The organism is Streptomyces sp. NPDC057877, from assembly GCF_042796855.1.
Lineage (GTDB): Bacteria > Actinomycetota > Actinomycetes > Streptomycetales > Streptomycetaceae > Streptomyces.
Window position 1 is genome coordinate 35,144 of sequence record NZ_JBHVMS010000013.1, and the last position, 21,160, is coordinate 56,303.

At 71.1% G+C, this 21,160-nt stretch carries 19 protein-coding genes; 11 read left to right on the forward strand and 8 right to left on the reverse strand.

Annotated features, from left to right (window positions below; all coding sequences use genetic code 11):
• Window positions 1–5 precede the first annotated feature (5 nt).
• The 5 genes from ACFVQG_RS33405 to ACFVQG_RS33425 form a co-directional block, all read right to left on the reverse strand.
• A complete protein-coding gene (locus ACFVQG_RS33405; protein ID WP_383391328.1) occupies window positions 6–1,724 on the reverse strand; it encodes an FAD-dependent monooxygenase in 1,719 nt (572 codons plus the stop codon).
• A gap of 186 nt (window positions 1,725–1,910) precedes the next feature.
• The gene (locus ACFVQG_RS33410; RefSeq protein ID WP_383390813.1) at window positions 1,911–2,813 is read right to left on the reverse strand and encodes an amino acid ABC transporter permease; all 903 of its coding nucleotides are present in this window, start codon (window positions 2,811–2,813) and stop codon (window positions 1,911–1,913) included.
• Window positions 2,810–3,487 (reverse strand): amino acid ABC transporter permease, encoded by a 678-nt coding sequence (locus tag ACFVQG_RS33415; protein WP_383390815.1) that lies wholly within the window; start codon window positions 3,485–3,487, stop codon window positions 2,810–2,812. The genes ACFVQG_RS33410 and ACFVQG_RS33415 overlap by 4 nt, the downstream gene beginning before the upstream one ends.
• Before the next feature lie 138 nt (window positions 3,488–3,625).
• Window positions 3,626–4,471 (reverse strand): glutamate ABC transporter substrate-binding protein, encoded by an 846-nt coding sequence (locus ACFVQG_RS33420; RefSeq protein ID WP_383390818.1) that lies wholly within the window; start codon window positions 4,469–4,471, stop codon window positions 3,626–3,628.
• Between the two features lie 76 nt (window positions 4,472–4,547).
• The gene (locus tag ACFVQG_RS33425; RefSeq protein WP_383390820.1) at window positions 4,548–5,324 is read right to left on the reverse strand and encodes an amino acid ABC transporter ATP-binding protein; all 777 of its coding nucleotides are present in this window, start codon (window positions 5,322–5,324) and stop codon (window positions 4,548–4,550) included.
• A gap of 316 nt (window positions 5,325–5,640) precedes the next feature.
• Between ACFVQG_RS33425 and ACFVQG_RS33430 the strand changes: the two genes are divergently transcribed.
• Complete coding sequence (locus ACFVQG_RS33430) at window positions 5,641–6,327, forward strand: response regulator transcription factor (protein WP_383390823.1); 687 nt, start codon at window positions 5,641–5,643, stop codon at window positions 6,325–6,327.
• A 10-nt stretch (window positions 6,328–6,337) separates the two neighbouring features.
• Window positions 6,338–7,816 (forward strand): sensor histidine kinase, encoded by a 1,479-nt coding sequence (locus ACFVQG_RS33435; RefSeq protein WP_383390826.1) that lies wholly within the window; start codon window positions 6,338–6,340, stop codon window positions 7,814–7,816.
• Between the two features lie 57 nt (window positions 7,817–7,873).
• On the opposite strand, the gene ACFVQG_RS33440 is transcribed toward ACFVQG_RS33435, so the two are convergent.
• Complete coding sequence (locus ACFVQG_RS33440; RefSeq protein WP_383390832.1) at window positions 7,874–8,875, reverse strand: TAXI family TRAP transporter solute-binding subunit; 1,002 nt, start codon at window positions 8,873–8,875, stop codon at window positions 7,874–7,876.
• Window positions 8,876–8,986: 111 nt separating this feature from the next.
• On the opposite strand from ACFVQG_RS33440, the gene ACFVQG_RS33445 reads away from it, so the two are divergent.
• The 3 genes from ACFVQG_RS33445 to ACFVQG_RS33455 all read left to right on the forward strand — a co-directional run bounded on the left by ACFVQG_RS33445 (window position 8,987) and on the right by ACFVQG_RS33455 (window position 11,778).
• The gene (locus ACFVQG_RS33445) at window positions 8,987–9,391 is read left to right on the forward strand and encodes a MazG nucleotide pyrophosphohydrolase domain-containing protein (RefSeq protein WP_383390835.1); all 405 of its coding nucleotides are present in this window, start codon (window positions 8,987–8,989) and stop codon (window positions 9,389–9,391) included.
• 71 nt (window positions 9,392–9,462) lie between these two features.
• The gene (miaB, locus tag ACFVQG_RS33450; protein WP_383390838.1) at window positions 9,463–10,992 is read left to right on the forward strand and encodes a tRNA (N6-isopentenyl adenosine(37)-C2)-methylthiotransferase MiaB; all 1,530 of its coding nucleotides are present in this window, start codon (window positions 9,463–9,465) and stop codon (window positions 10,990–10,992) included.
• Window positions 10,993–11,043: 51 nt separating this feature from the next.
• Window positions 11,044–11,778 carry a class III extradiol dioxygenase subunit B-like domain-containing protein gene (locus ACFVQG_RS33455; RefSeq protein WP_383390841.1) on the forward strand — a complete coding sequence of 245 codons (735 nt, stop codon included), beginning with the start codon at window positions 11,044–11,046 and terminating at the stop codon, window positions 11,776–11,778.
• 246 nt (window positions 11,779–12,024) lie between these two features.
• On the opposite strand, the gene ACFVQG_RS33460 is transcribed toward ACFVQG_RS33455, so the two are convergent.
• The gene (locus tag ACFVQG_RS33460) at window positions 12,025–12,294 is read right to left on the reverse strand and encodes an antitoxin (RefSeq protein ID WP_383390844.1); all 270 of its coding nucleotides are present in this window, start codon (window positions 12,292–12,294) and stop codon (window positions 12,025–12,027) included.
• Between the two features lie 23 nt (window positions 12,295–12,317).
• Entirely contained in the window at window positions 12,318–12,617 is a 300-nt protein-coding gene (locus tag ACFVQG_RS33465) for a hypothetical protein (protein ID WP_383390846.1), read from the reverse strand.
• Between the two features lie 220 nt (window positions 12,618–12,837).
• Here ACFVQG_RS33465 and miaA point away from each other — a divergent pair, with 220 nt between their 5' ends.
• The 6 genes from miaA to hflX all read left to right on the forward strand — a co-directional run bounded on the left by miaA (window position 12,838) and on the right by hflX (window position 21,141).
• A complete protein-coding gene (gene miaA / locus ACFVQG_RS33470) occupies window positions 12,838–13,776 on the forward strand; it encodes a tRNA (adenosine(37)-N6)-dimethylallyltransferase MiaA (RefSeq protein ID WP_383390849.1) in 939 nt (312 codons plus the stop codon).
• A 107-nt stretch (window positions 13,777–13,883) separates the two neighbouring features.
• Window positions 13,884–14,423, forward strand: coding sequence for a hypothetical protein (locus ACFVQG_RS33475; RefSeq protein ID WP_383391330.1), 540 nt, complete (start codon window positions 13,884–13,886; stop codon window positions 14,421–14,423).
• Window positions 14,424–14,468: 45 nt separating this feature from the next.
• The gene (gene dapF, locus ACFVQG_RS33480) at window positions 14,469–15,338 is read left to right on the forward strand and encodes a diaminopimelate epimerase (RefSeq protein ID WP_383390851.1); all 870 of its coding nucleotides are present in this window, start codon (window positions 14,469–14,471) and stop codon (window positions 15,336–15,338) included.
• Window positions 15,339–15,616: 278 nt separating this feature from the next.
• Entirely contained in the window at window positions 15,617–17,839 is a 2,223-nt protein-coding gene (locus ACFVQG_RS33485) for a RelA/SpoT family protein (protein ID WP_383390854.1), read from the forward strand.
• A 68-nt stretch (window positions 17,840–17,907) separates the two neighbouring features.
• A complete protein-coding gene (locus ACFVQG_RS33490; protein WP_383390857.1) occupies window positions 17,908–19,431 on the forward strand; it encodes a M1 family metallopeptidase in 1,524 nt (507 codons plus the stop codon).
• A gap of 216 nt (window positions 19,432–19,647) precedes the next feature.
• Window positions 19,648–21,141: a GTPase HflX gene (hflX, locus tag ACFVQG_RS33495; protein ID WP_383390860.1), complete on the forward strand. Its 1,494-nt coding sequence runs from the start codon at window positions 19,648–19,650 to the stop codon at window positions 21,139–21,141.
• Window positions 21,142–21,160 lie beyond the last annotated feature (19 nt).

Sequence of the window (21,160 nt, forward strand, 5' to 3'; positions counted from 1 at the left end):
GGATTTCAGCGGGACCCGGCCGCGGCACCCGCCTCCGAAGCCTGCGCGGCCTCGGTCGCCCTGGGCGCCGCCGCGCCGCCGAGGGCCGTCTCGGCGGCCGTGTACAGGTCGGCGGGACGCACGCCGTTCAGTGCGGTGACCAGATGGCCGTCGGGGCGCACGAGCAGCACGGTATGCGCGGCGGCCCCCGGATAGCTCTCGGCGACCAGCAGCTCGGCGGGATGCGGCAGCGCCGCCACCGCCGCCGCCAGCCGGGGCATGACACCGGCGGTGACCCAGTGCTTGCGCTCCCACACACCCGTACCGGGCGCGATCAGTACGACGAGCAGCGCGCCGCGCCCGAGCCGGTCCCGCAGCCGTACGAACGCGCCGTCCTCCGCCGTCACCCGCACATCGGTCACCGGCGCCCCCGGCGGGGTGTCCACGGGAATCTCCGCCTCGAGATGCCGGGGCGTGAGCGGCGAGGAGGCGTACGACCCCGGCGCACCGAGCGCGCCGCGTCCCAGGTGACCGTCGGTGAGCAGCGCGTCGTGGCCCCGGGCGGTGCCGGGGACGTAGGCGCGCAGGCCCTTGCCGCCGCGCAGTATCGGCAGCGCCTGGTCGGCGGCGCGCAGCCGGGCGGCGACGACCGCGCGCCGCTCGGTCTGATAGCTGTCCAGCAGCGCCTCCTTCGGCCCGTGGTGCCAGGCCAGTGCCAGCTTCCAGGCGAGGTTGTCGGCGTCCCGCACCCCCTCGTCCAGCCCCTGGGTGCCGAGCGCGCCCAGGCAGTGCGCCGCGTCCCCGGCGAGGAAGACCCGGCCGACCCGCCAGCGGCGCGCCAGCCGGTGGTGGACGGTGTGCACGCCGGTGTCGAGCAGTTCGTACGACGGTGAGGCGCCGCCGGTCCAGCCCGCGAGGGTCTCCCGGACGCGCGCCACCAGCAGCTCGGGCGTGACCAGGTCCTTGCCGGGCGGCAGCAGCCAGTCCAGCCGCCAGACGCCGTCCGGCAGCGGGCGCGCGGTCACCTCCCCGCCCGAGGGTCCCGACGTCCGCCACGGTGGCGTCCGATGGAGCAACGCCTGGCCGGGCCAAGGAAGTTCCGTGCGCAGCGCGGCGACGGCGTGACGTTCCACCGCGGTACGGCCGGGGAAGCGGATGTCCTGGAGTTTGCGCACGGTGGAGCGGGGGCCGTCGCAGCCGACCAGGTAACTGCCGCGCCAGTAGGTGCCCTCGGGGCCGCGGGTGTGCGCGGTGACGCCGCCGGACTCCTGTTCGAGAGCGTCGAGGCGGCTGTTCGTGGCGATCCTGACCAGCCGTTCGCGGGAGAGGGCGGCGCGCAGGGCGCCGGTCAGCACATGCTGGGCGAGGTGCAGGGGGGACGGTCCGGCCGCTTCGGCGGGCTCGCCATGGGGCTGCTCGGCGGGGCCGAAGCCGAAGTCGGCGTCGTCGTCGGGCTCGTCCGGCCGGGTGCCGGGAGCGGTGTCGAATTCGAAGGCGCGCATCACCTGCTTGCGCCGCATCGACCGCCATCCGGCCCAGTGCGCGCCCGCCTCGGCGATCGGTACACCGGTCAGCCGCGCGAGCAGGGCGGTGGTGTCCTCGCGCAGGACGACCGTGCGGGCGAGCCGTGTCTCGTCGTAGCCCGGACCCTCGTCGAGGACTACAGACGGCACCTCCTGGCGGGCCAGCGCCAGCGCGAGCGTGAGCCCGACGGGCCCCGCCCCGACGATGATCACCGGGTCCACGGCGCGGCGCCCCCTGCCCACGGCGGTGTCCTGAGGGACGTATGTGAACAAGAGGTTGGAGCAGGGTGCACGATCACAGAACGTATGCAACCCATTGCCGCTGCTTGCGTCAAGTGACGGAGGCAGTGGCGATCATGCCACTGCCTCCGGTGTTGCTCCGCTGGGCCACTCAGACCACTTGACGGGTCATTTCTCGGCTCCGGTCGCGTAGCTGCCGCCGATCTCCGCGGCGTTCAGCTCCTCGACGTCGTCCGCGCCGAGCACCGCGCCGGTGCTGCGCTTGCTGCGCCGCAGCCTGCCCTCCAGCCAGCTCGCGAAGCTGGTGAGGATGAAGTTGACGACGACGTAGATGATCGCCACCACGATGAAGCTGGGGATGACGTTGGCGTAGTTGGCCGCGAGGGTGCCACGAGCGCTCAGCAGCTCGGTGAAACCGATCATGACGCCGCCCAGCGCGGTGTCCTTCACGATGACGACCAGCTGGGTGACGATCGCCGGGAGCATCGCCGTGACCGCCTGCGGGAGCAGGATGCTGGTCATGGTCTGGCCCTTGCGCAGACCGATCGCCTGGGCCGCCTCCGTCTGCCCCCTGGGCAGGGCGAGGATGCCCGCGCGGACGATCTCGGCGAGGACCGAGGCGTTGTAGAGCACCAGGCCGGTGATGACCGCGTACAGCGGCCGGTCCGCGCTGCTGACGTCCGTCGAACGTGCGTAGAACTCGTTGGCGAACAGCATCAGCAGCAGCACCGGGATGGCCCGGAAGAACTCGACGACCGCACCGGCCGGAACGCGCACCCAGCGATGGTCGGACATGCGCGCGATGCCGAAGAAGGCGCCCAGCGGCAGCGCGATGATCATCGCGAGCGCGGCGGCCTTCAGGGTGTCGCCGAGGCCGGGCAGCAGGTACGTCGTCCATGCCTGCGACTCGGTGAACGGCTTCCACAGGGACCACTTCAGCTGGCCCTTGTCGTCCATCACCGTCCAGATCCACCACAGCAGCAGTGCGAGCAGGGCGAAGAAGACGACCGAGAAGATGACGTTGCGCCGCTTGGCCTTGGGGCCGGGGGCGTCGTAGAGAACCGAGGTCACCGCTTCACCGCCAGTCGCTTGCTGAGCCAGCCGAGGATCAGGCCGGTCGGCAGGGTCAGTACCACGAAACCGAAGGCGAAGACCGCGCCGATGAGCACCGTCTGGGCCTCGTTCTCGATCATTTCCTTCATCAGGAGGGCCGCCTCGGCCACACCGATCGTCGCCGCCACCGTGGTGTTCTTGGTGAGCGCGATCAGGACGTTGGCCAGCGGGCCGATGACCGAGCGGAACGCCTGCGGCAGCACGATCAGGGACAGCACCTGGCTGAAGCTCAGCCCGAGCGCACGGGCCGCCTCGGCCTGTCCGACGGGGACGGTGTTGATGCCCGAGCGCAGCGCCTCGCAGACGAAGGCCGCGGTGTAGGCGATGAGGCCGAGCACCGCGAGCCGGAAGCCCTGGACCTCGAAGTCGTCGGGGGCGCCCATCGTCACACCGAAGATGTCGGCGAGACCGAGCGACGTGAAGACGATGATGACCGTCAGGGGGATGTTCCGGACGATGTTGACGTACGCCGTGCCGAACCCGCGCATCAGCGGGACCGGGCTGACCCGCATCGCCGCCAGGAGGGTGCCCCAGATCAGGGAGCCGATGGCCGAGAACACGGTGAGCTGCACCGTCACCCAGAAGGCGCCCAACAGGGTTGGATTGTCATACTCAGAAAGAAAGTCGAACACGATCTCCCGCGCTTCCGGGTGGCTGGTGGCGGACGGGCGCGCCGCCGCCGTGATCGCGGCGGACGGCGGCGCGCCGGAAGGACTCCGCGGTGCTGGGCGGCGCTCCTCGGGGAACGCCGCCCATGAACAAGCAGTCCGTTACTTGACGATGTTGCCGATCTCCGGAGCCGGCTCGTTCTTGTAGTCGGCCGGGCCGAAGTTGTCCTTGACCGCGGTGTCCCAGCTGCCGTCGCTGACCATCTGCTCCAGCGCCGTGTTGATCTTGTCCACGGTCGCCTTGTCGCCGTCCTTGACGCCGATGCCGTAGTTCTCGTTGCTGAGCTTCAGGCCCGCGAGCTTGAACTGGCCCTCGTACTGGTCCTGGGCGGCGAAGCCCGCGAGGATCGAGTCGTCGGTCGTCACGGCGTCCACGGCGCCGCTCTGCAGACCCGCGATGCACTCCGAGTAGGTGCCGTACTCCTTCAGCTGGGCCTTCGGGGCGAAGTCGTTCTTGACGTTCTGCGCCGAGGTCGAGCCGGTCACGGAGCACAGCTTCTTGTCGTTGAGGTCCGTGGCCTCGGTGATGTCGGAGTCCGCCTTGACCAGCAGGTCCTGGTGGGCCAGCAGGTAGGGACCGGCGAAGTCGACCTTCTGGTCGCGCTCGTCGGTGATCGAGTAGGTGGCCGCGATGAACTTCACGTCGCCACGCGCGAGGGCGTTCTCACGGTCGGCGCTCTTGGTCTCGACCCACTCGATCTGGTCGGCCTCGTACCCCAGCTCCTTGGCCACATACGTGGCCACATCCACGTCAAAGCCTGAGAAGGAACCGTCCGGCTCCTTCAGGCCGAGGCCGGGCTGGTCGTACTTGATGCCGACCTTGATCTTGTCGCCGCCACCGGAGCCCGAGCCGTTGTCGTCGCCGCCGTCGTCCCCGCCGCAGGCGGTCGCGGTGAGGGAGAGAACGAGTGCTGCGGCGGCCGCGGCGGTGACCTTGCGGAGCTTCATGGTGAACATCCTTTGCCTGATGAAGAGAGAACCGTCGGTGCGGGTGACGCGGGTGGCCGCCGGGCGGCCAGCGCCGTCAGTGGTGCAGGATCTTCGACAGGAAATCCTTGGCACGGTCACTGCGCGGATTGCTGAAGAACTGGTCGGGCGCAGCCTCCTCGACGATGCGGCCGTCCGCCATGAACACCACGCGATTGGCGGCCGATCGGGCGAAGCCCATCTCATGGGTGACCACGATCATGGTCATGCCGTCGCGGGCGAGCTGCTGCATGACCTCCAGGACCTCGTTGATCATCTCCGGGTCGAGCGCCGACGTGGGCTCGTCGAAGAGCATGACCTTGGGGTCCATGGCCAGGGCCCGCGCGATGGCGACACGCTGCTGCTGGCCGCCGGAGAGCTGGGCGGGGTACTTCTCCGCCTGGGTGGCGACGCCGACCCGGTCCAGCAGGGCGTGCGCCTTCTCCTCGGCCTTCTTCTTGTCGGCCTTGCGGACCTTGATCTGGCCGAGCATCACGTTCTCGAGCACGGTCTTGTGCGCGAAGAGGTTGAACGACTGGAAGACCATCCCCACATCGGCACGCAGCCTCGCCAGGGCCTTGCCCTCCGCGGGCAGCGGCTTGCCGTCGATCGAGATGTCACCCGAGTCGATGGTCTCCAGGCGGTTGATGGTGCGGCACAGGGTGGACTTCCCGGACCCGGAGGGCCCGATGACCACGACGACCTCGCCGCGGGCGATCGTCAGATCGATGTCCTGGAGCACGTGCAACGCGCCAAAGTGCTTGTTGACGCCCTTCAGGACGACCAGCTCGCCGGTCGCGGCCACGTCTTCCTTGGCCACCGATACTTCGGTCATCGCTTACTGGCTCCGTCCTCCTCGGTTTCGGAGGACAGTAGCTACCCTACGCGAACTGCGTCATTACATCTGAGGCGAATTTGAGTATCACGATCCGGTAGCTTCCGGATACGGCTCGTAGCGTAGGTGAGCCGCGCCCGTATCGGCCGCATAACGGAAACCTCACGCGACCGGAACGCTCTTGACGTCGTCGTCGTCCATCAGCGTGACTGCGATGTGCACGCGCGCGTGCGTGCTTTTCCACCCATGTCTACCCGCCGGTCGGGTACGGCCGGTGACCCTGATCCGTATCGCCGATGAACCGAAGGAGGCCAGGATGAGACTGCTGCTCGTCGAGGACGACGACCATGTGGCCGCCGCCCTGTCCGCGGTCCTCGCGCGGCACGGTTTCGACGTCACCCACGCGCGCAGCGGCGAGGAGGCCCTCCAGGCGCTCGTCCCCGAGGGGGCGGGGTTCGGTGTGGTCCTGCTCGACCTGGGGCTGCCCGACCAGGACGGCTACGAGGTGTGCGGCAAGATCCGCAAGCGCACCACCGTGCCGGTGATCATGGTGACCGCGCGGGCCGACGTCCGCTCCCGCATCCACGGCCTCAACCTGGGCGCCGACGACTACGTGGTCAAGCCGTACGACACCGGAGAGCTGCTCGCGCGGATCCACGCCGTGAGCCGACGCACCGTCCAGGAGGACGCCTCCGGGGGCGGCGGCACGGCGCTGCGGCTGGGATCGGTGCACATCGAGCTGCCCACCCGGCAGGTACGGGTGGACGGTTCGATTGTCCAACTGACCCGCAAGGAGTTCGATCTGCTCGCCCTGCTGGCGCAGCGCCCGGGCGTGGTCTTCCGCCGCGAACAGATCATCAGCGAGGTGTGGCGCACCAGCTGGGAGGGGACCGGACGCACCCTCGAGGTGCACGTGGCCTCCCTGCGCGCCAAGCTGCGCATGCCCGCGCTGATCGAGACCGTGCGCGGCGTCGGCTACCGGCTCGTCGAGCCCGCCGCCTAGCGGGGCGGGGGTGGGCACACGTCTGCTGCCGCTGCTGATCGTCCTCATGGCGGCCGTACTGCTGGCCCTCGGGGTGCCGCTCGCCGTCAGCGTGGCCGCGGCGCAGCAGCAGCGGGTGGTCGTCGACCGGATCGACGACACGGCGTTCTTCGCGGCCCTCGCCCAGTTCGTCACCGACACCCCCGGCGGAGCACCGCCCTCGCCGCCGAACGAACGGCTGGAGACCCTCAGCCGCGAACTCGACAGCTTCCACAAGGTCTACGGCATTCGGGTCGGCGTCTTCTACCGCAATCGCACCCCCATGGCCAATGCCCCGGTGGACTGGCTGCTCCCCCAGACCGGCGATGTGCGCGCCGCCTTCGACGAGGCGCTGCTCAGCCGCCGCAGCGACGACCCCGAACAGGTGTGGCCCTGGCAGCGGCGGCGCCTGGTCGTGGCGTCGCCGGTGATCCGGGACGGTGACGTCGTCGCGGTCGTCGTGACCGACTCGCCCACCGACCAGATGCGCTCCAAGACCCTGTACGGCTGGCTGGTCATCGGCGCGGGGGAGATCGCCGCGATGCTGCTCGCCGTCGGCGCGGCGCTGCGGCTGACCGGCTGGGTCCTCAGGCCCGTACGCATTCTCGACGCCACCACGCACGACATCGCCACCGGGCGGCTGAAGTCGCGGGTCGCGGTCGCCAGCGGACCGCCGGAACTCAGGCGGCTGGCCCGGTCGTTCAACGAGATGGCGGACAACGTCGAGGACGTCCTGGAGCAGCAGCGCGCCTTCGTCGCCGACGCCTCGCACCAACTGCGCAACCCGCTCTCGGCGCTGCTGCTGCGCATCGAACTGCTCGCACTCGAACTGCCGGAGGGAAATGAGGAGATCGCCTCCGTCCGGGCCGAGGGCCGCCGACTGGCCCAGGTCCTCGACGACCTGCTCGACCTCGCGCTGGCCGAGCACTCCGCCGCCGACCTCCAGCTGACCGACATCGGCGCGCTGACCGCCGAGCGCGTCGCCGCATGGTCGCCGACCGCGGAGGCCAAGGGGGTACGGCTGGCGGGGGACTGCCCGGCGACGACCGCCTGGGCCGACCCCGTCGCCCTGTCCAGCGCCCTGGACGCGGTGATCGACAACGCGGTGAAGTTCACCCCGGAGGGCAAGAGCGTCGAGGTCCGGGTCGCTTCCAACGGCGACACCTCGACGATCGTGGTCGCCGACCAGGGCCCGGGCCTCACCGACGAGGAACTGTCCCGCATCGGCGACCGCTTCTGGCGCAGTGGCCGCCACCAGAACGTCAAGGGGTCCGGCCTCGGCCTCTCCATCTCCCGCGCCCTGCTCGCGGCGGGGGACGGGCGGATCGCCTACGACCATCATCTGCCCGGAAAGCCGGGTGACTCGGGCAACTCGGGTGACTCGGGTGACTCGGGTGACTCGGGTGACTGCGGAGGGGCGCGGGGGCTGAAGGTGACGGTGACGGTGCCGAGGTCGGGTCCGGCGACCTGACCGCCGTAATCATGGCGCTATGGCGCTATGGCGCCACGGCGCTACGGCGCCACGGCGCTACGGCTTGACCGAGCGGTAGTAGCGCCTGGCCCCTTCGTGCAGCGTCAGCGGATCGGTGTAGATGGCCGTGCGCAGATCGACCAGCTGCGCGGAGTGGACATGGGCCCCGATCCCGTCCCGGCTGTCGAGGACCGTCCGGGTGACCCACTCGATCAGCCTCGGGTCGACGTCCTTGCGGGTGATCAGCACATTGGACACCGCGATGGTCGGCACGGTCCCGGCCTCCTGCCGACCGGGGCGGTAGGGCGACAGGGGCATGTTGGTGCCGCGGTAGTAGTGGGTGCCCGGCCCTTGCCGGTGCAGCCGGGACACGAACTCGGTGTCGATCGGGATCAGCCGGAAGTCGAACGTCTGGGCGAGTTCCCGCAGCCCGTCCGTGGGCAGTCCGCCCGACCAGAAGAACGCGTCGATCTCGCCCCGCCGCAGCCGGTCGGGGCCGGTGTCGATGCCGTCCGGCAGCGGAGTGATGTCCTGCCGCGAGTTGATGCCCGCCGTCTTCAGCACCCGCTCCGCGATCAGCCGCACCCCCGAGCGGGGCAGCCCTATCGCCACCCGCTTGCCCTCCAGATCGGCGACGGAGTCGATGTCCGAGCCGTGCGGGACGACGAGATGGACGTAGTCGTCGTACAGCCGTGCGACACCGCGCAGTCGGTCGGCGCCGGAGCCGTCGTTGAGCTGGTACGTCTCCACCGCGTCCGCCGCGGCGATCGCGAAGTCCGCCTGCCCGGTCGCCACGCGCGAGATGTTCTGCTGCGAACCGTCGCTGGTGACGAGCCGCACCGTCAGATCCGGCATGTCCTTGTCGAACTCGGTACGCAGCAGCGTGCCGTACTTCTGGTACACCCCGCGAGGCGTCCCGGTACTGAAGGTGATCGTCCCGCTCGGCGGCTTCTCGCCCAGCGGCAGCAGCCACCACAGCAGCAACCCGAGCACCACCAGGCCGACGGCCGCGCCCCGCAGGGCCCAGCGCCCGCCTACCCGGGGGAACACCTTGGACATGCGCGCGATCCTGCCAGCCGGTGCGCCGGACTGACCAGGGATGTTGTCACACCGAGACGTGGGCGAGAGGGGGAGAGGGGCACTGTCAGAGGCCCTCGTTACAGTCGTGGCATGAGTTCCTCGCCCGCCGATCTGGTCCGTGAGTTCCATCTCGCCTTCGGCCTGGACGCCCGCAGCAGACCGACCGAGGTGCCCGCGGACCTGGCCGCGCACCGGGGTGAGCTGCTCGCCGAGGAGGCCGCGGAGGTCGCCGAGGTCTCGGTCACCGGCCCGCTCGACCGGCTCGCCCACGAGCTGGCCGACGTCGTCTACGTCGCCTACGGCACCGCCCTCGTGCACGGCGTCGACCTCGACCAGGTGATCGCCGAGGTCCACCGCTCGAACATGTCCAAGCGGGGACCCGACGGCCAGGTCGACCGCCGCCCCGACGGCAAGGTCCTCAAGGGCGCGCACTACACGGCGCCGGACGTCTCCGCCGTACTACGACGACAGGGCTGGCGGCCCGAGGGCGGCTGACGGGGCGGGGCCGCCGGGCCCGCCCCACGACGCCGGACCGGGGGCTTCCCGGGAGCACCTACCCTTGTTCCATGACCAGCAGCAGCGACCGGAGCCCGGCAGTGGACGTTCCCAGCACCATGACGTACGAGATCCGCACTTACGGATGCCAGATGAACGTCCATGACTCCGAGCGTCTGGCCGGACTGCTGGAGGACGCCGGGTACGTGCGCGCGCCCGAGGGCTCCGACGGTGACGCGGACGTCGTCGTCTTCAACACCTGCGCGGTACGCGAGAACGCGGACAACCGGCTCTACGGCAACCTCGGCCACCTCGCGCCGAAGAAGGCCAAGCGGCCCGGCATGCAGATCGCGGTCGGCGGCTGCCTGGCCCAGAAGGACCGGGACACCATCGTGAAGAAGGCGCCCTGGGTCGACGTCGTCTTCGGCACGCACAACATCGGCAAGCTGCCCGTCCTGCTGGAGCGCGCCCGCATCCAGGAAGAGGCGCAGGTCGAGATCGCCGAGTCCCTGGAGGCGTTCCCGTCCACCCTGCCCACGCGCCGCGAGAGCGCCTACGCGGCCTGGGTGTCGATCTCCGTCGGCTGCAACAACACCTGCACCTTCTGCATCGTCCCGGCCCTGCGCGGCAAGGAGAAGGACCGCCGTCCCGGCGACATCCTCGCCGAGGTCGAGGCCCTGGTCGCCGAGGGCGTCTCCGAGATCACCCTGCTCGGCCAGAACGTCAACGCCTACGGCTCCGACATCGGCGACCGCGAGGCGTTCAGCAAGCTGCTGCGGGCCTGCGGCGCGATCGACGGTCTGGAGCGCGTCCGCTTCACCTCCCCGCACCCGCGCGACTTCACGGACGACGTGATCGCGGCGATGGCGGAGACGCCGAACGTGATGCCGCAGCTGCACATGCCGCTCCAGTCGGGCTCGGACACCGTCCTGAAGGCGATGCGCCGCTCCTACCGGCAGGACCGCTACCTCGGGATCATCGAGAAGGTGCGCGCCGCCATCCCGCACGCGGCGATCACCACCGACATCATCGTGGGCTTCCCCGGCGAGACCGAGGAGGACTTCGAGCAGACCCTGCACGTCGTCCGCGAGGCCCGCTTCGCCCAGGCGTTCACCTTCCAGTACTCCAAGCGCCCCGGCACCCCGGCCGCCGAGATGGACGGCCAGATCCCCAAGCAGGTCGTCCAGGCACGCTACGAGCGTCTCGTAGCCCTCCAGGAGGAGATCTCCTGGGACGAGAACAAGAAGCAGGTCGGCCGCACCCTGGAGCTGATGGTCGCCGAGGGCGAGGGCCGCAAGGACGGCGCCACGCACCGCCTCTCCGGGCGGGCCCCCGACAACCGCCTGGTCCACTTCACCAAGCCGGAGCAGGAGGTCCGCCCCGGCGACGTGGTCACGGTCGAGATCACCTACGCCGCCCCGCACCACCTCCTCGCCGAGGGCCCGGTGCTGGACGTGCGCCGCACGCGCGCGGGCGACGCCTGGGAGAAGCGCACCACCGAGGCGGCGGCGAAGCCGAAGGGCGTCCTGCTCGGCCTGCCGAAGATCGGCGCCCCGGCCCCGCAGCCGGTCGCGGCGGCGGGCGGCTGCGGCTGCGACTGACCGGGAGTCCGGTCGTCGCACCCTTCCCCACCCGCGGTTACGCTGCGGATCATGCTTGTCGCCGCCGCAGTCTGCCCCTGTCCGCCCCTCCTCGTCCCCGAGGTCGCCGCGGGCGCCGCACCCGAACTGGACACCGCGCGGGCCGCGTGCACGGACGCCCTGGGCGTACTCGCCGCGGCCCGTCCGGACCTGCTGATCGTGCTCGGCCCGGCCGACACCGGCGCCCCGGCGGACCGGGACACACCGGACACGCGCGCGTACGCCGAGGGAGCGCGGGGCTCCTTCCGGGGCTTCGGCGTCGACGTGACCGTACGGCTGGGCCAGGCGGGGGCGACGGAGCCCGAGGAGCTGCCGACCTCGCTGGCGGTCGCCGCATGGCTGCTGGAGCGCACCGGCTGGTCCGACGCCCCGATGGAAGGCCTCGCCCTGCGGGAACCGATCAGCCCCGAGCGGTGTACTGATATCGGAAGGGCAGTCGCCGCCCGGGCCGATCGGGTGGCGATGCTGGTGATGGCCGACGCCAGCGCCTGCCGGACCCTGAAGGCGCCGGGCTACCTGGACCCGCGCGCGGAGCCTTTCGACACGGAGGTGGCACGTGCGCTGTCGGTGGCGGACATCGCGGCGCTCAAGACCCTGGACCGTGACCTCGCCCGGGAACTGAAGGCCTCGGGCCGGGCCGCCTGGCAGACCCTGGCGGGCGCGGGCGAGGAAGCGGGACTCACCGGGTCCCTGCTGTACGAGGGCGCGCCTTACGGCGTGGGGTATCTGGTCGCGACGTGGTCGTAGAGGAGGCCTGAGCGCGTGGCCATGCGGAACGAGTCTCGGCGTCTGGTCGCGCGGAACGCATCTCGGCGTCCGGTCGCCCGCGACGGAACAGTGCGACGCATACCGACGTCCGCCGTGAGAAGGGCACCAGGAGACCCGACCCGCCGCCCCCGCGCCTTCCCCCGAGCGCGAAACGGCGGACGGCCGGGAGCGCGATGCCCCTCGGCCGTCCGCCGTTGGATGTGGGTCCGGCTGTGGATGTGCGGGTCAGGGAGTCGGCGGCGGTGAGGACGGTGGCGTGGTGGGGCCGTCGCCGGTGCCGGTGTCGTCCTTGTGGGCGAGTCGGTCCATGGCGTGCTTGGCCTTGCCCGTCCCCGTATGGATCCTGTCGCTGTACTTGCCCTTGGTCCTCTCGTCGACGGCCTTGGCGGCCTTGTCGAGGCCGTGCTGGATCTTGTCCCCGTGCTGCTGCGCGAGGCCCGAGACCTTGTCCTTGGCAGGGCTGAGCTTGGCCTTCACATTGTCGAACAGACCCATCGTTCACCTTCCCTCGCGGGCAGTTACGTGCGGGCGCCCTCACCGGCCTCGCTGTCGGCCGCCGCCTCGGCGGACTGCTGCTTCGGGATCTCGACGCCGTCCGCGCCGCTGCCCTCGGCGCCGTCCTTCGCCGTCTCCTGTGCGACCGTGTCGCCCGCGTCGGCCTCGGGGGACCCCTTGGCCTCCGCCGCCTCCACGGTCACCTCGGCCTCGGCCTCGGTCTCGACCTCGGCCTCGGCGGTACCGGACTCCGGTGTCCCGGTTCCGGTGGCCGCCTCCTCCGTAGCCTTGGACCTTCGAAGAAGTCGTGCAAAAACGCCCATATCAGCTCCATACGTTACTCGTGCGAGCGAAATCCCGCGTCGCCATGAGAGTCCCCCTGCCCGGCCGAAGCCCAGAGCCTGGGAGAGCGTCCGATCGCGTCACCCGGGTCACCGCCTGCGCAAACCGGCGGCGAGAACCTCGCAACGGGCAACGACGCCGCGCGCGGCTCGTCACGTAACTCGTTCGAGGGCACGGGCGGAGGTTTGGGAGACTGGTCCGGTGAGCAGCGCAGCCCCCGCCCCCCGAGTCATCGCCGTCGTCGGACCGACCGCGGCAGGAAAGTCCGATCTGGGCGTTTTTCTCGCCCGGCAACTCGGAGGCGAGGTCGTCAACGCGGACTCCATGCAGCTCTACCGCGGGATGGACATCGGAACCGCGAAGCTGACGGGCGAGGAGCGCGGCGGCGTCCCGCACCACCTCCTGGACGTCTGGGACGTCACCGTCACGGCGTCCGTCGCGGAGTACCAGCGACTCGCGCGCGCGCGCATCGACGCACTGCTCGCGGCCGGACGCTGGCCCGTCCTCGTCGGCGGCTCCGGCCTCTACGTCCGCGCCGCCGTCGACAACCTGGACTTCCCCGGCACCGACCCCGAGGTCAGGGCGCGCCTTGAGGAGGAACTCGCCCTGCGCGGCTCCGGCGCCCTGCACGCCCGCCTCGCCGCCGCCGACCCGCAGGCCGCGCGGGCGATCCTGCCCAGCAACGGCCGCCGGATCGTCCGCGCCCTGGAAGTGATCGAGATCACCGGCCAGCCCTTCACCGCCAACCTTCCTGGACACGACTCCGTCTACGACACCCTCCAGATCGGCGTCGACGTGGCCCGCCCCGAACTCGACGAACGCATCACGCGCCGGGTGGACCGGATGTGGGAGCGCGGCCTCGTCGACGAGGTGCGCGCACTGGAGGCGCAAGGGCTGCGCGAGGGGCGTACGGCGGCCCGCGCCCTCGGCTACCAGCAGGTACTCGCCGCGCTCGCCGGTGAGTGCACCCTGGAGGAGGCCAGGGTCGAGACCGTCCGTGCCACCAAGCGCTTCGCGCGCCGTCAGGATTCATGGTTCAGACGCGACCCGCGCGTGCATTGGCTGAGTGGGGCCGCGACGGACCTCACGGAACTTCCGGCACTCGCACTGACGTTGGTCGAACGACCGGTTACAGCCTGATCACGTCATGGCATCGGGACGCTCCGGCCGTCATCGGGGCCTGTGGTGCCATGCCATCATCGAGCTTCGATCGACCAGTGAAGTCCTAGTTGGGAGGGCGCGTGGCGATGGAGGCCGGCCCTCGTGACACCGCACAAGAAACGGCGCAGGACGCCGAACTCGGCACCGAGCACGTCGGCACCGCGGGTGCCGACGGCGGTGACGTACCGGAGCAGGACGACGCCCGTCTGAGCCCCGACGGGCCCGACGACACGCACGGCGGCGTGACCGCCGACGGCCCCGAGCCGGACGAGATGTTCGTGGGCGGGCCCGAGGTCGAGGTCGAGCTGCGCCCGCAGCGCCGGATGCGGATCTGGCAGCTCGCGCCGATCGTCGGCCTGGGTGCCCTCGGCTCCCTGATGTTCGCGTTCCCGCTCGCCTTCGACTTCGGCGACAGCGGCGCCATGATCGCGATGCTGGGCCTGCTGATCTGCTCCTGTGCGGCGGGCTGGGGCATGATGGCCGCCCGCAAGGTCGGCTACACCTGGCCAGGCCTGCCGCAGCGCGGCTCCGGCCGCCGCGTCGACTGGCGGGTGGTGCTCGCCTACGTCGTGGTGGTGGCCGCGGTCGTGGTGCTCGCCGTGTGGCGGGTGGCCCGGCTGCGCTGACCGGCGCGGCGACCGGCTGTCGTACCCAGCCCGTACGATCGAGGAATGAGCACGCGGATCGCCTTCCTCAAGGGGCACGGCACGGAGAACGACTTCGTGATCGTCCCGGACCCCGAGAACGCCATCGACCTGCCCCCGGCCACCGTGGCCGCCCTGTGCGACCGCCGCGCGGGCATGGGCGGGGACGGCCTGCTGCACGTGGTGCGGTCCGCCGCCCACCCCGAGGCCCGGGAGATGGCGGCCGAGGCGGAGTGGTTCATGGACTACCGCAACGGTGACGGTTCGATCGCCGAGATGTGCGGCAACGGCGTACGCGTCTTCGCCCGGTATCTGCAGCGCGCCGGACATGTCACCGAGGGAGACGTCGCCGTCGCCACGCGCGGGGGCGTCAAGACGGTGCACATCGCCAAGGACGGCGACATCACCGTGGGCATGGGCAGAGCGCGCCTCCCCGAAGGGGACGTCACCGTGAGCGTCGGCGAGCGCAGCTGGCCCGCGGTCAACGTGAACATGGGCAACCCGCACGCGGTCGCCTTCGTGGCCGACCTCGCCCACGCGGGGGACCTGTACGAAGCGCCACCGTTCCGCCCGGCCTCCGCCTACCCGACGGGGGTCAACGTCGAGTTCGTGGCCGACCGAGGGCCCCGGCACGTGGCGATGCGCGTGCACGAGCGCGGCGCCGGAGAGACCCGCTCCTGCGGCACGGGCGCGTGTGCCGTGGCCGTGGCCGCCGCCCGCCGCGACGGCGCCGACCCGGCCGTCACCGGCACCCCGGTGACGTACACCGTGGACGTCCCCGGCGGCCGTCTGCTGATCACCGAACGGCCGGACGGCGAGATCGAGATGACCGGCCCCGCGGTGATCGTCGCCGAGGGCGAGATCGACGGGGAGTGGCTGGCCGAAGCGGTGCGCTGAGAACGGACATTTCGGGGGCGCACAGGAGAGCGCACGGGTGGATGGCCGCATACGGGTTCGAGCCCGCGGCCTTCCAGGAGCGCGGATCAAACGGCCGTAAACGTCCAAACCTTCCCTCGAATGGGTGATCCGTTTCACGCTCGGCGAGAGGCGGTCAGTCGCGCGTGATGGGCTCGATAGCATCAAGCACCGGCCCGGACGGGGGAGAAGTCGCCATCTCCTGAGCCGTGTCCGCCCTGGGGCACCCCGTCCGCCGGTCCACGCAGCCGGAGGTGCCCATGAGTGCGGAGGCCACGAACCCTGCGACCCCAGGCCCCGTGGTGCCAACAGCCCCCCGCAGGAGGGCTCGTCCACGGCTGGACCTGCGCCGCCTGGGACGCGCCGCGCTGCTCGGCCCCGGCGCCCGCGACCGGCTGCCCGACGCCATCGGCCATGTCGTCGACGCGCACCGCGCCCACCATCCCGACGCCGACCTCGAACCGCTGCGCCGCGCCTACGTCCTGGCCGAGTCCTCGCACCGCGGGCAGATGCGCAAGAGCGGCGAGCCGTACATCACCCACCCGCTCGCCGTGACCCTGATCCTCGCCGAACTCGGTGCGGAAACGGTCACCTTGACCGCGTCCCTCCTCCACGACACCGTCGAGGACACCGATGTGACGCTCGATCAGGTCCGGGACGAGTTCGGCGAGGAGGTCCGCTATCTCGTCGACGGGGTCACGAAGTTGGAGAAGGTCGACTACGGCGCCGCCGCCGAGCCCGAGACCTTCCGCAAGATGCTCGTCGCCACCGGCAACGACGTCCGGGTGATGTCGATCAAGCTCGCCGACCGGCTGCACAACATGCGCACCCTCGGCGTGATGCGCCCCGAGAAACAGGCCCGCATCGCCAAGGTGACCCGGGACGTCCTCATCCCGCTCGCCGAACGGCTCGGCGTCCAGGCCCTCAAGACCGAGCTGGAAGACCTCGTCTTCGCGATCCTGCATCCCGAGGAGTACGAGCACACGCGCGAGTTGATCGCCGAGAACGCGGCCCGCGTCGACGACCCGCTCGCCGCGATCGCCGACGACACGCGCGGCGTCCTGCGCGAGGCCGACATCTCCGCCGAAGTCCTCATCCGCCCACGCCACTTCGTCTCCGTGCACCGCGTCTCCCGCAAACGCGGACAGCTGCGCGGCGCCGACTTCGGACGGGTGCTGGTGCTGGTCAACGAGGACGCCGACTGCTACGCGGTCCTGGGTGAGCTGCACACCTGTATGACGCCCGTCGTCTCGGAGTTCAAGGACTTCATCGCCGTACCCAAGTTCAACCTCTACCAGTCGCTGCACACCGCCGTGGCCCACCCGGACGGCCAGGTCGCCGAAGTCCTCATCCGCACCTACCAGATGCACAAGGTCGCGGAGGCGGGCGTCGTGGCGCTCGGCAACCCGTACGCGCCCCCTGCCTCCGACGAGCCCGGCGACGGCGAGCGCGAGGACCCCACCCGGCCCGGCTGGCTCTCCCGCCTCCTTGACTGGCAGCGGGCGGCGCCCGACCCGGACACCTTCTGGTCGACGCTGCGCGAGGACCTCGCCCAGGACCGCGAGATCACCGTCTTTCGGCCCGACGGCGGCACGCTCGGCCTGCCCGAGGGGGCGACCTGCGTGGACGCCGCGTACGCCCAGTACGGCGAGGACGCGCACGCCTGCATCGGCGCGCGCGTGAACGGCCGTCTGGCGACCCTGAGCACGGTTTTGAGGGACGGCGACACCGTCCAGCTCCTCATGGGCCAGGACCCGGCCTCCGAGCCCTCCAGGGAGTGGCTGGAGCACGCCCACACCCCCGCCGCGCGGATCGCCATCCAGCGGTGGCTCACGGCGCACCCCGCGACGGCCGGGACGGACGCCGACGGGCGGGACGCGGACGCGGCCGAGGCTCCAGGCGGGGGCGCGGCCGAGGCTTCAGGCGGGGGCGCGGCCGATACGAGGGCCGAGGAACCGGACGCGGACCCGGTGGGCGCCGAGTCCGGCCCCCGCCCCGCCCCCGCCCGTTCCTCTTCCGTGGGCGCACTGGTGGATCTGCCCGGCGCGAGCGTCCGGCTCGCGCGCTGCTGTACACCCGTACCCCCCGACGAGGTCACCGGCTTCGCCGTGCGCGGGGGCGCGGTGACCGTCCACCGCGTGGAGTGCGCGGCGGTGGCGCGGATGAAGAACACGGGGCGCGCGGAGGTCGACGTGCGCTGGGACGAGCCCGCCGGGGACGAGACCACCGGATGCCGGGTCACGCTCTTCGCTGAATCGTTCGGCCGCCCGCATCTGCTCGCGGACCTGACCGAGGCCATCGCCCTCCAGGGCGCCGAGATCGTCTCGGCCACCGTGGAACCGCCGAGCCAGCAGCGGGTGCACCACACCTACACCCTGCAACTCCCCGACGCCGCCCTCCTGCCCGCCCTGATGCGCGCCATGCGGAACGTGCCCGGCGTGTACGACGTGAGCCGGTCGCAGCACCCGGCCTCGGCCTCCTGACACCCCGTTCGGGTGCGCCCGGCGCGCGTCGTCGACGTGCGGTACGCGCGCGCTGATAGCCGTGGGGGATGCTGCTCACCTCCCGCACCGGGATCCTCAGGACCTCCCGACGGCTGAAGGCGGCGCTGCTCGCCTCCGCCGTCTCCGTCTGCCTTGTCGCCGCGAGCGCCCCGCCGACCCCGCTGGGCGTGGGCGACCGGCTCTTCCCGCACCTCGGCAACCCGGGATACGACGTGGCGTCGTACGACCTCGCCTTCACCTATCCCGGCAGCAACAGCAAGCCGCTCCAGGCCGTCACCACCATCGACGCCTGGACCACCGCACCGCTGGACCACGTCAACCTGGACTTCGACCGGGGAGAGGTCGGCTCGGTCGAGGTCAACGGGCTGCCCGCCACCTACGCCGACGCGGGCGAGGACCTGGTGATCACCCCCCGGACCTCGCTGCCCGAGGGCAGCTGGATGCGGATCACCGTGCGGCACACCAGCGATCCTGTGCCCGCCGAAGGCGGTCGCGGCGGCGGCTGGGTGCGGACCAAGGACGGGCTCGCCATGGCCAACCAGGCGGACGCCGCGCATCTGGTGTTCCCGTGCAACGACCACCCCTCCGACAAGGCGATGTTCACCATCCGGGTCACCGCGCCCGCGGGCTACACGGCCGTCGCCAACGGGCTGCGCAGCGGCCTGCGGCGCGCGGGCCAGGCCACCACCTGGACGTATCGCACCCAGCACCCCATGGCCACCGAGCTGGCCCAGGTCTCCATCGGGCGTTCCACGGTCCTGCACCGCACCGGCCCGCGCGGGCTGCCGGTACGCGACGTGGTGCCCACCGAGCACCGCGCGAAGCTGGAACCGTGGCTGAAGAAGACACCGGCGCAGATCGCCTGGATGGAGGAGAAGGTCGGGCCCTACCCCTTCGAGACCTACGGCGTGCTCATGGCCGACGCCGCCACCGGCTTCGAACTGGAGACGCAGACGCTCTCTCTCTTCGAGAGAGAGCTGTTCACCAACCCCGCGTTCCCCGAGTGGTACGTCGACTCGATCATGGTGCATGAGCTGGCCCACCAGTGGTTCGGCGACAGCGTCAGCCCGCGCACCTGGTCAGACCTGTGGCTGAACGAGGGGCACGCGACCTGGTACGAGGCGCTGTACGCCGAGGAGAAGGGCGACCGGCCGCTCGCCCTGCGCATGAGGGCGGCCTACGGCGCCTCCGACGGGTGGCGCGCGGCGGGAGGACCGCCCGCCGCGCCCAGGGCGCCCCAGGACGGCGACCGGTTCGGCATCTTCCGGCCGAACGTCTACGACGGCGGCGCCCTGGTCCTCTACGCCCTCCGCCAGGAGATCGGCCACACCGCCTTCGCACGCCTGGAGCGGGCCTGGGTCAGCCGCCACCTGGATTCCACGGCGACCACGGCCGACTTCACCCGGCTCGCCTCCGACATCGCCGGACGCGACCTGAGCGGCTTCCTCAAGGGCTGGCTCTACGGCGCGAAGACCCCGCCGATGCCGGGACACCCGGACTGGAAGCCGGCGGCGCCCGCCAAGGCGCCCGGGGTGACCAAGGCCCCGGGGGCCAACAGGGCCCGCGGGTGAAGGCCACGGCCGGGAGATAACCCGGTGACGAGACGGGGCGTTCCGTGCGACCATCTTCAGGTCGGCGGCACGGTCCACCCGCTCGGGCCACGGGTCGCGGGAATCTCCCGGGGCACTCGTGCGTTGTGAGCAGTGACGGACCACACAGCAGGCCCGGAGCCCCCGGCTCCGGCCCCCGTCGTCGCACAACGGATTCCCCATCGACGTAAGGACCCAATGACCTCCTCTTCTTCCCCTTCCCAGGACACTCAGCGCTTCGCGCACACCTCCCCCGAAGGTCTTCGGGCCGATGCCCTGATGGAAGAGGACGTCGCCTGGAGCCACGAGATCGACGGAGAGCGGGACGGCGACCAGTTCGACCGCTCCGAGCGCGCGGCCCTGCGCCGCGTCGCGGGCCTCTCCACCGAACTCGAGGACGTCACCGAGGTCGAGTACCGCCAGCTCCGCCTGGAGCGGGTCGTCCTCGTCGGCGTCTGGACTTCGGGGACCGTGCGGGACGCGGAGAACTCCCTCGCGGAGCTGGCGGCTCTCGCCGAGACCGCGGGCGCCCTCGTGCTCGACGGCGTGATCCAGCGCCGTGACAAGCCCGACGCGGCGACCTACATCGGCTCCGGCAAGGCTCTGGAACTGCGCGACATCGTGCTGGACAGCGGCGCTGACACCGTCATCTGCGACGGTGAGCTGAGCCCTGGCCAGCTGATCCACCTCGAGGACGTCGTCAAGGTCAAGGTCATCGACCGAACGGCCCTGATCCTCGACATCTTCGCCCAGCACGCCAAGTCCCGAGAGGGCAAGGCGCAGGTGGCGCTCGCGCAGATGCAGTACATGCTGCCGAGGCTGCGCGGCTGGGGTCAGTCGCTGTCCCGCCAGATGGGCGGCGGCAAGGGCGGCGGCCTCGCCACCCGTGGCCCCGGTGAGACCAAGATCGAGACGGACCGGCGACGGATCCGCGAGAAGATGGCGAAGATGCGCCGGGAGATCGCGGAGATGAAGACCGGCCGCGACATCAAGCGCCAGGAGCGTCGTCGCCACAAGGTGCCCTCGGTCGCCATCGCGGGCTACACCAACGCGGGCAAGTCCTCGCTGCTCAACCGTCTGACCGGCGCGGGTGTGCTGGTGGAGAACGCGCTGTTCGCCACCCTCGACCCGACCGTGCGCCGGGCCGAGACCCCGAGCGGTCGGCTCTACACCCTGGCCGACACCGTCGGCTTCGTCCGGCATCTGCCGCACCACCTGGTCGAGGCGTTCCGCTCCACCATGGAGGAGGTCGGCGACGCCGATCTCGTCCTGCACGTGGTGGACGGTTCGCACCCGGACCCGGAGGAGCAGCTGGCCGCCGTGCGCGAGGTGATCAGGGACGTCGGCGCCACCGGCGTACCCGAGATCGTCGTGATCAACAAGGCTGACGCGGCCGACCCGCTGGTCCTCCAGCGGCTGCTGCGGATCGAGAAGCGCTCCATCGCGGTCTCCGCCCGCACCGGGCGAGGCATCCCCGAGCTGCTCGCGCTGATCGACAACGAGCTGCCGCGGCCGTCCGTCGAGGTCGAGGCGCTGGTGCCGTACACCCGCGGCAAGCTGGTCGCCCGTGCGCACGACGAGGGCGAGGTGCTCTCCGAGGAGCACACCCCGGAGGGCACCCTGCTCAAGGTGCGGGTGCACGAGGAACTGGCCGCGGAGCTGGCGCCGTACGTTCCGGCGTCGGCTGCCTGAGCCGTTCGTAGCCCATACG

Bases quoted from the DNA above. Each gene is read 5' to 3' on its own strand.
- ACFVQG_RS33420 (WP_383390818.1), bottom strand. From the start codon at position 4,471: ATGAAGCTCCGCAAGGTCACCGCCGCGGCCGCCGCAGCACTCGTTCTC.
- ACFVQG_RS33425 (WP_383390820.1), bottom strand. From the start codon at position 5,324: ATGACCGAAGTATCGGTGGCCAAGGAAGACGTGGCCGCGACCGGCGAG.
- ACFVQG_RS33430 (WP_383390823.1), top strand. From the start codon at position 5,641: ATGAGACTGCTGCTCGTCGAGGACGACGACCATGTGGCCGCCGCCCTG.
- ACFVQG_RS33440 (WP_383390832.1), bottom strand. From the start codon at position 8,875: ATGTCCAAGGTGTTCCCCCGGGTAGGCGGGCGCTGGGCCCTGCGGGGC.
- ACFVQG_RS33445 (WP_383390835.1), top strand. From the start codon at position 8,987: ATGAGTTCCTCGCCCGCCGATCTGGTCCGTGAGTTCCATCTCGCCTTC.
- miaB (WP_383390838.1), top strand. From the start codon at position 9,463: ATGACCAGCAGCAGCGACCGGAGCCCGGCAGTGGACGTTCCCAGCACC.
- ACFVQG_RS33455 (WP_383390841.1), top strand. From the start codon at position 11,044: ATGCTTGTCGCCGCCGCAGTCTGCCCCTGTCCGCCCCTCCTCGTCCCC.
- ACFVQG_RS33460 (WP_383390844.1), bottom strand. From the start codon at position 12,294: ATGGGTCTGTTCGACAATGTGAAGGCCAAGCTCAGCCCTGCCAAGGAC.
- ACFVQG_RS33465 (WP_383390846.1), bottom strand. From the start codon at position 12,617: ATGGGCGTTTTTGCACGACTTCTTCGAAGGTCCAAGGCTACGGAGGAG.
- ACFVQG_RS33475 (WP_383391330.1), top strand. From the start codon at position 13,884: ATGGAGGCCGGCCCTCGTGACACCGCACAAGAAACGGCGCAGGACGCC.
- dapF (WP_383390851.1), top strand. From the start codon at position 14,469: ATGAGCACGCGGATCGCCTTCCTCAAGGGGCACGGCACGGAGAACGAC.
- ACFVQG_RS33485 (WP_383390854.1), top strand. From the start codon at position 15,617: ATGAGTGCGGAGGCCACGAACCCTGCGACCCCAGGCCCCGTGGTGCCA.
- ACFVQG_RS33490 (WP_383390857.1), top strand. From the start codon at position 17,908: ATGCTGCTCACCTCCCGCACCGGGATCCTCAGGACCTCCCGACGGCTG.
- hflX (WP_383390860.1), top strand. From the start codon at position 19,648: ATGACCTCCTCTTCTTCCCCTTCCCAGGACACTCAGCGCTTCGCGCAC.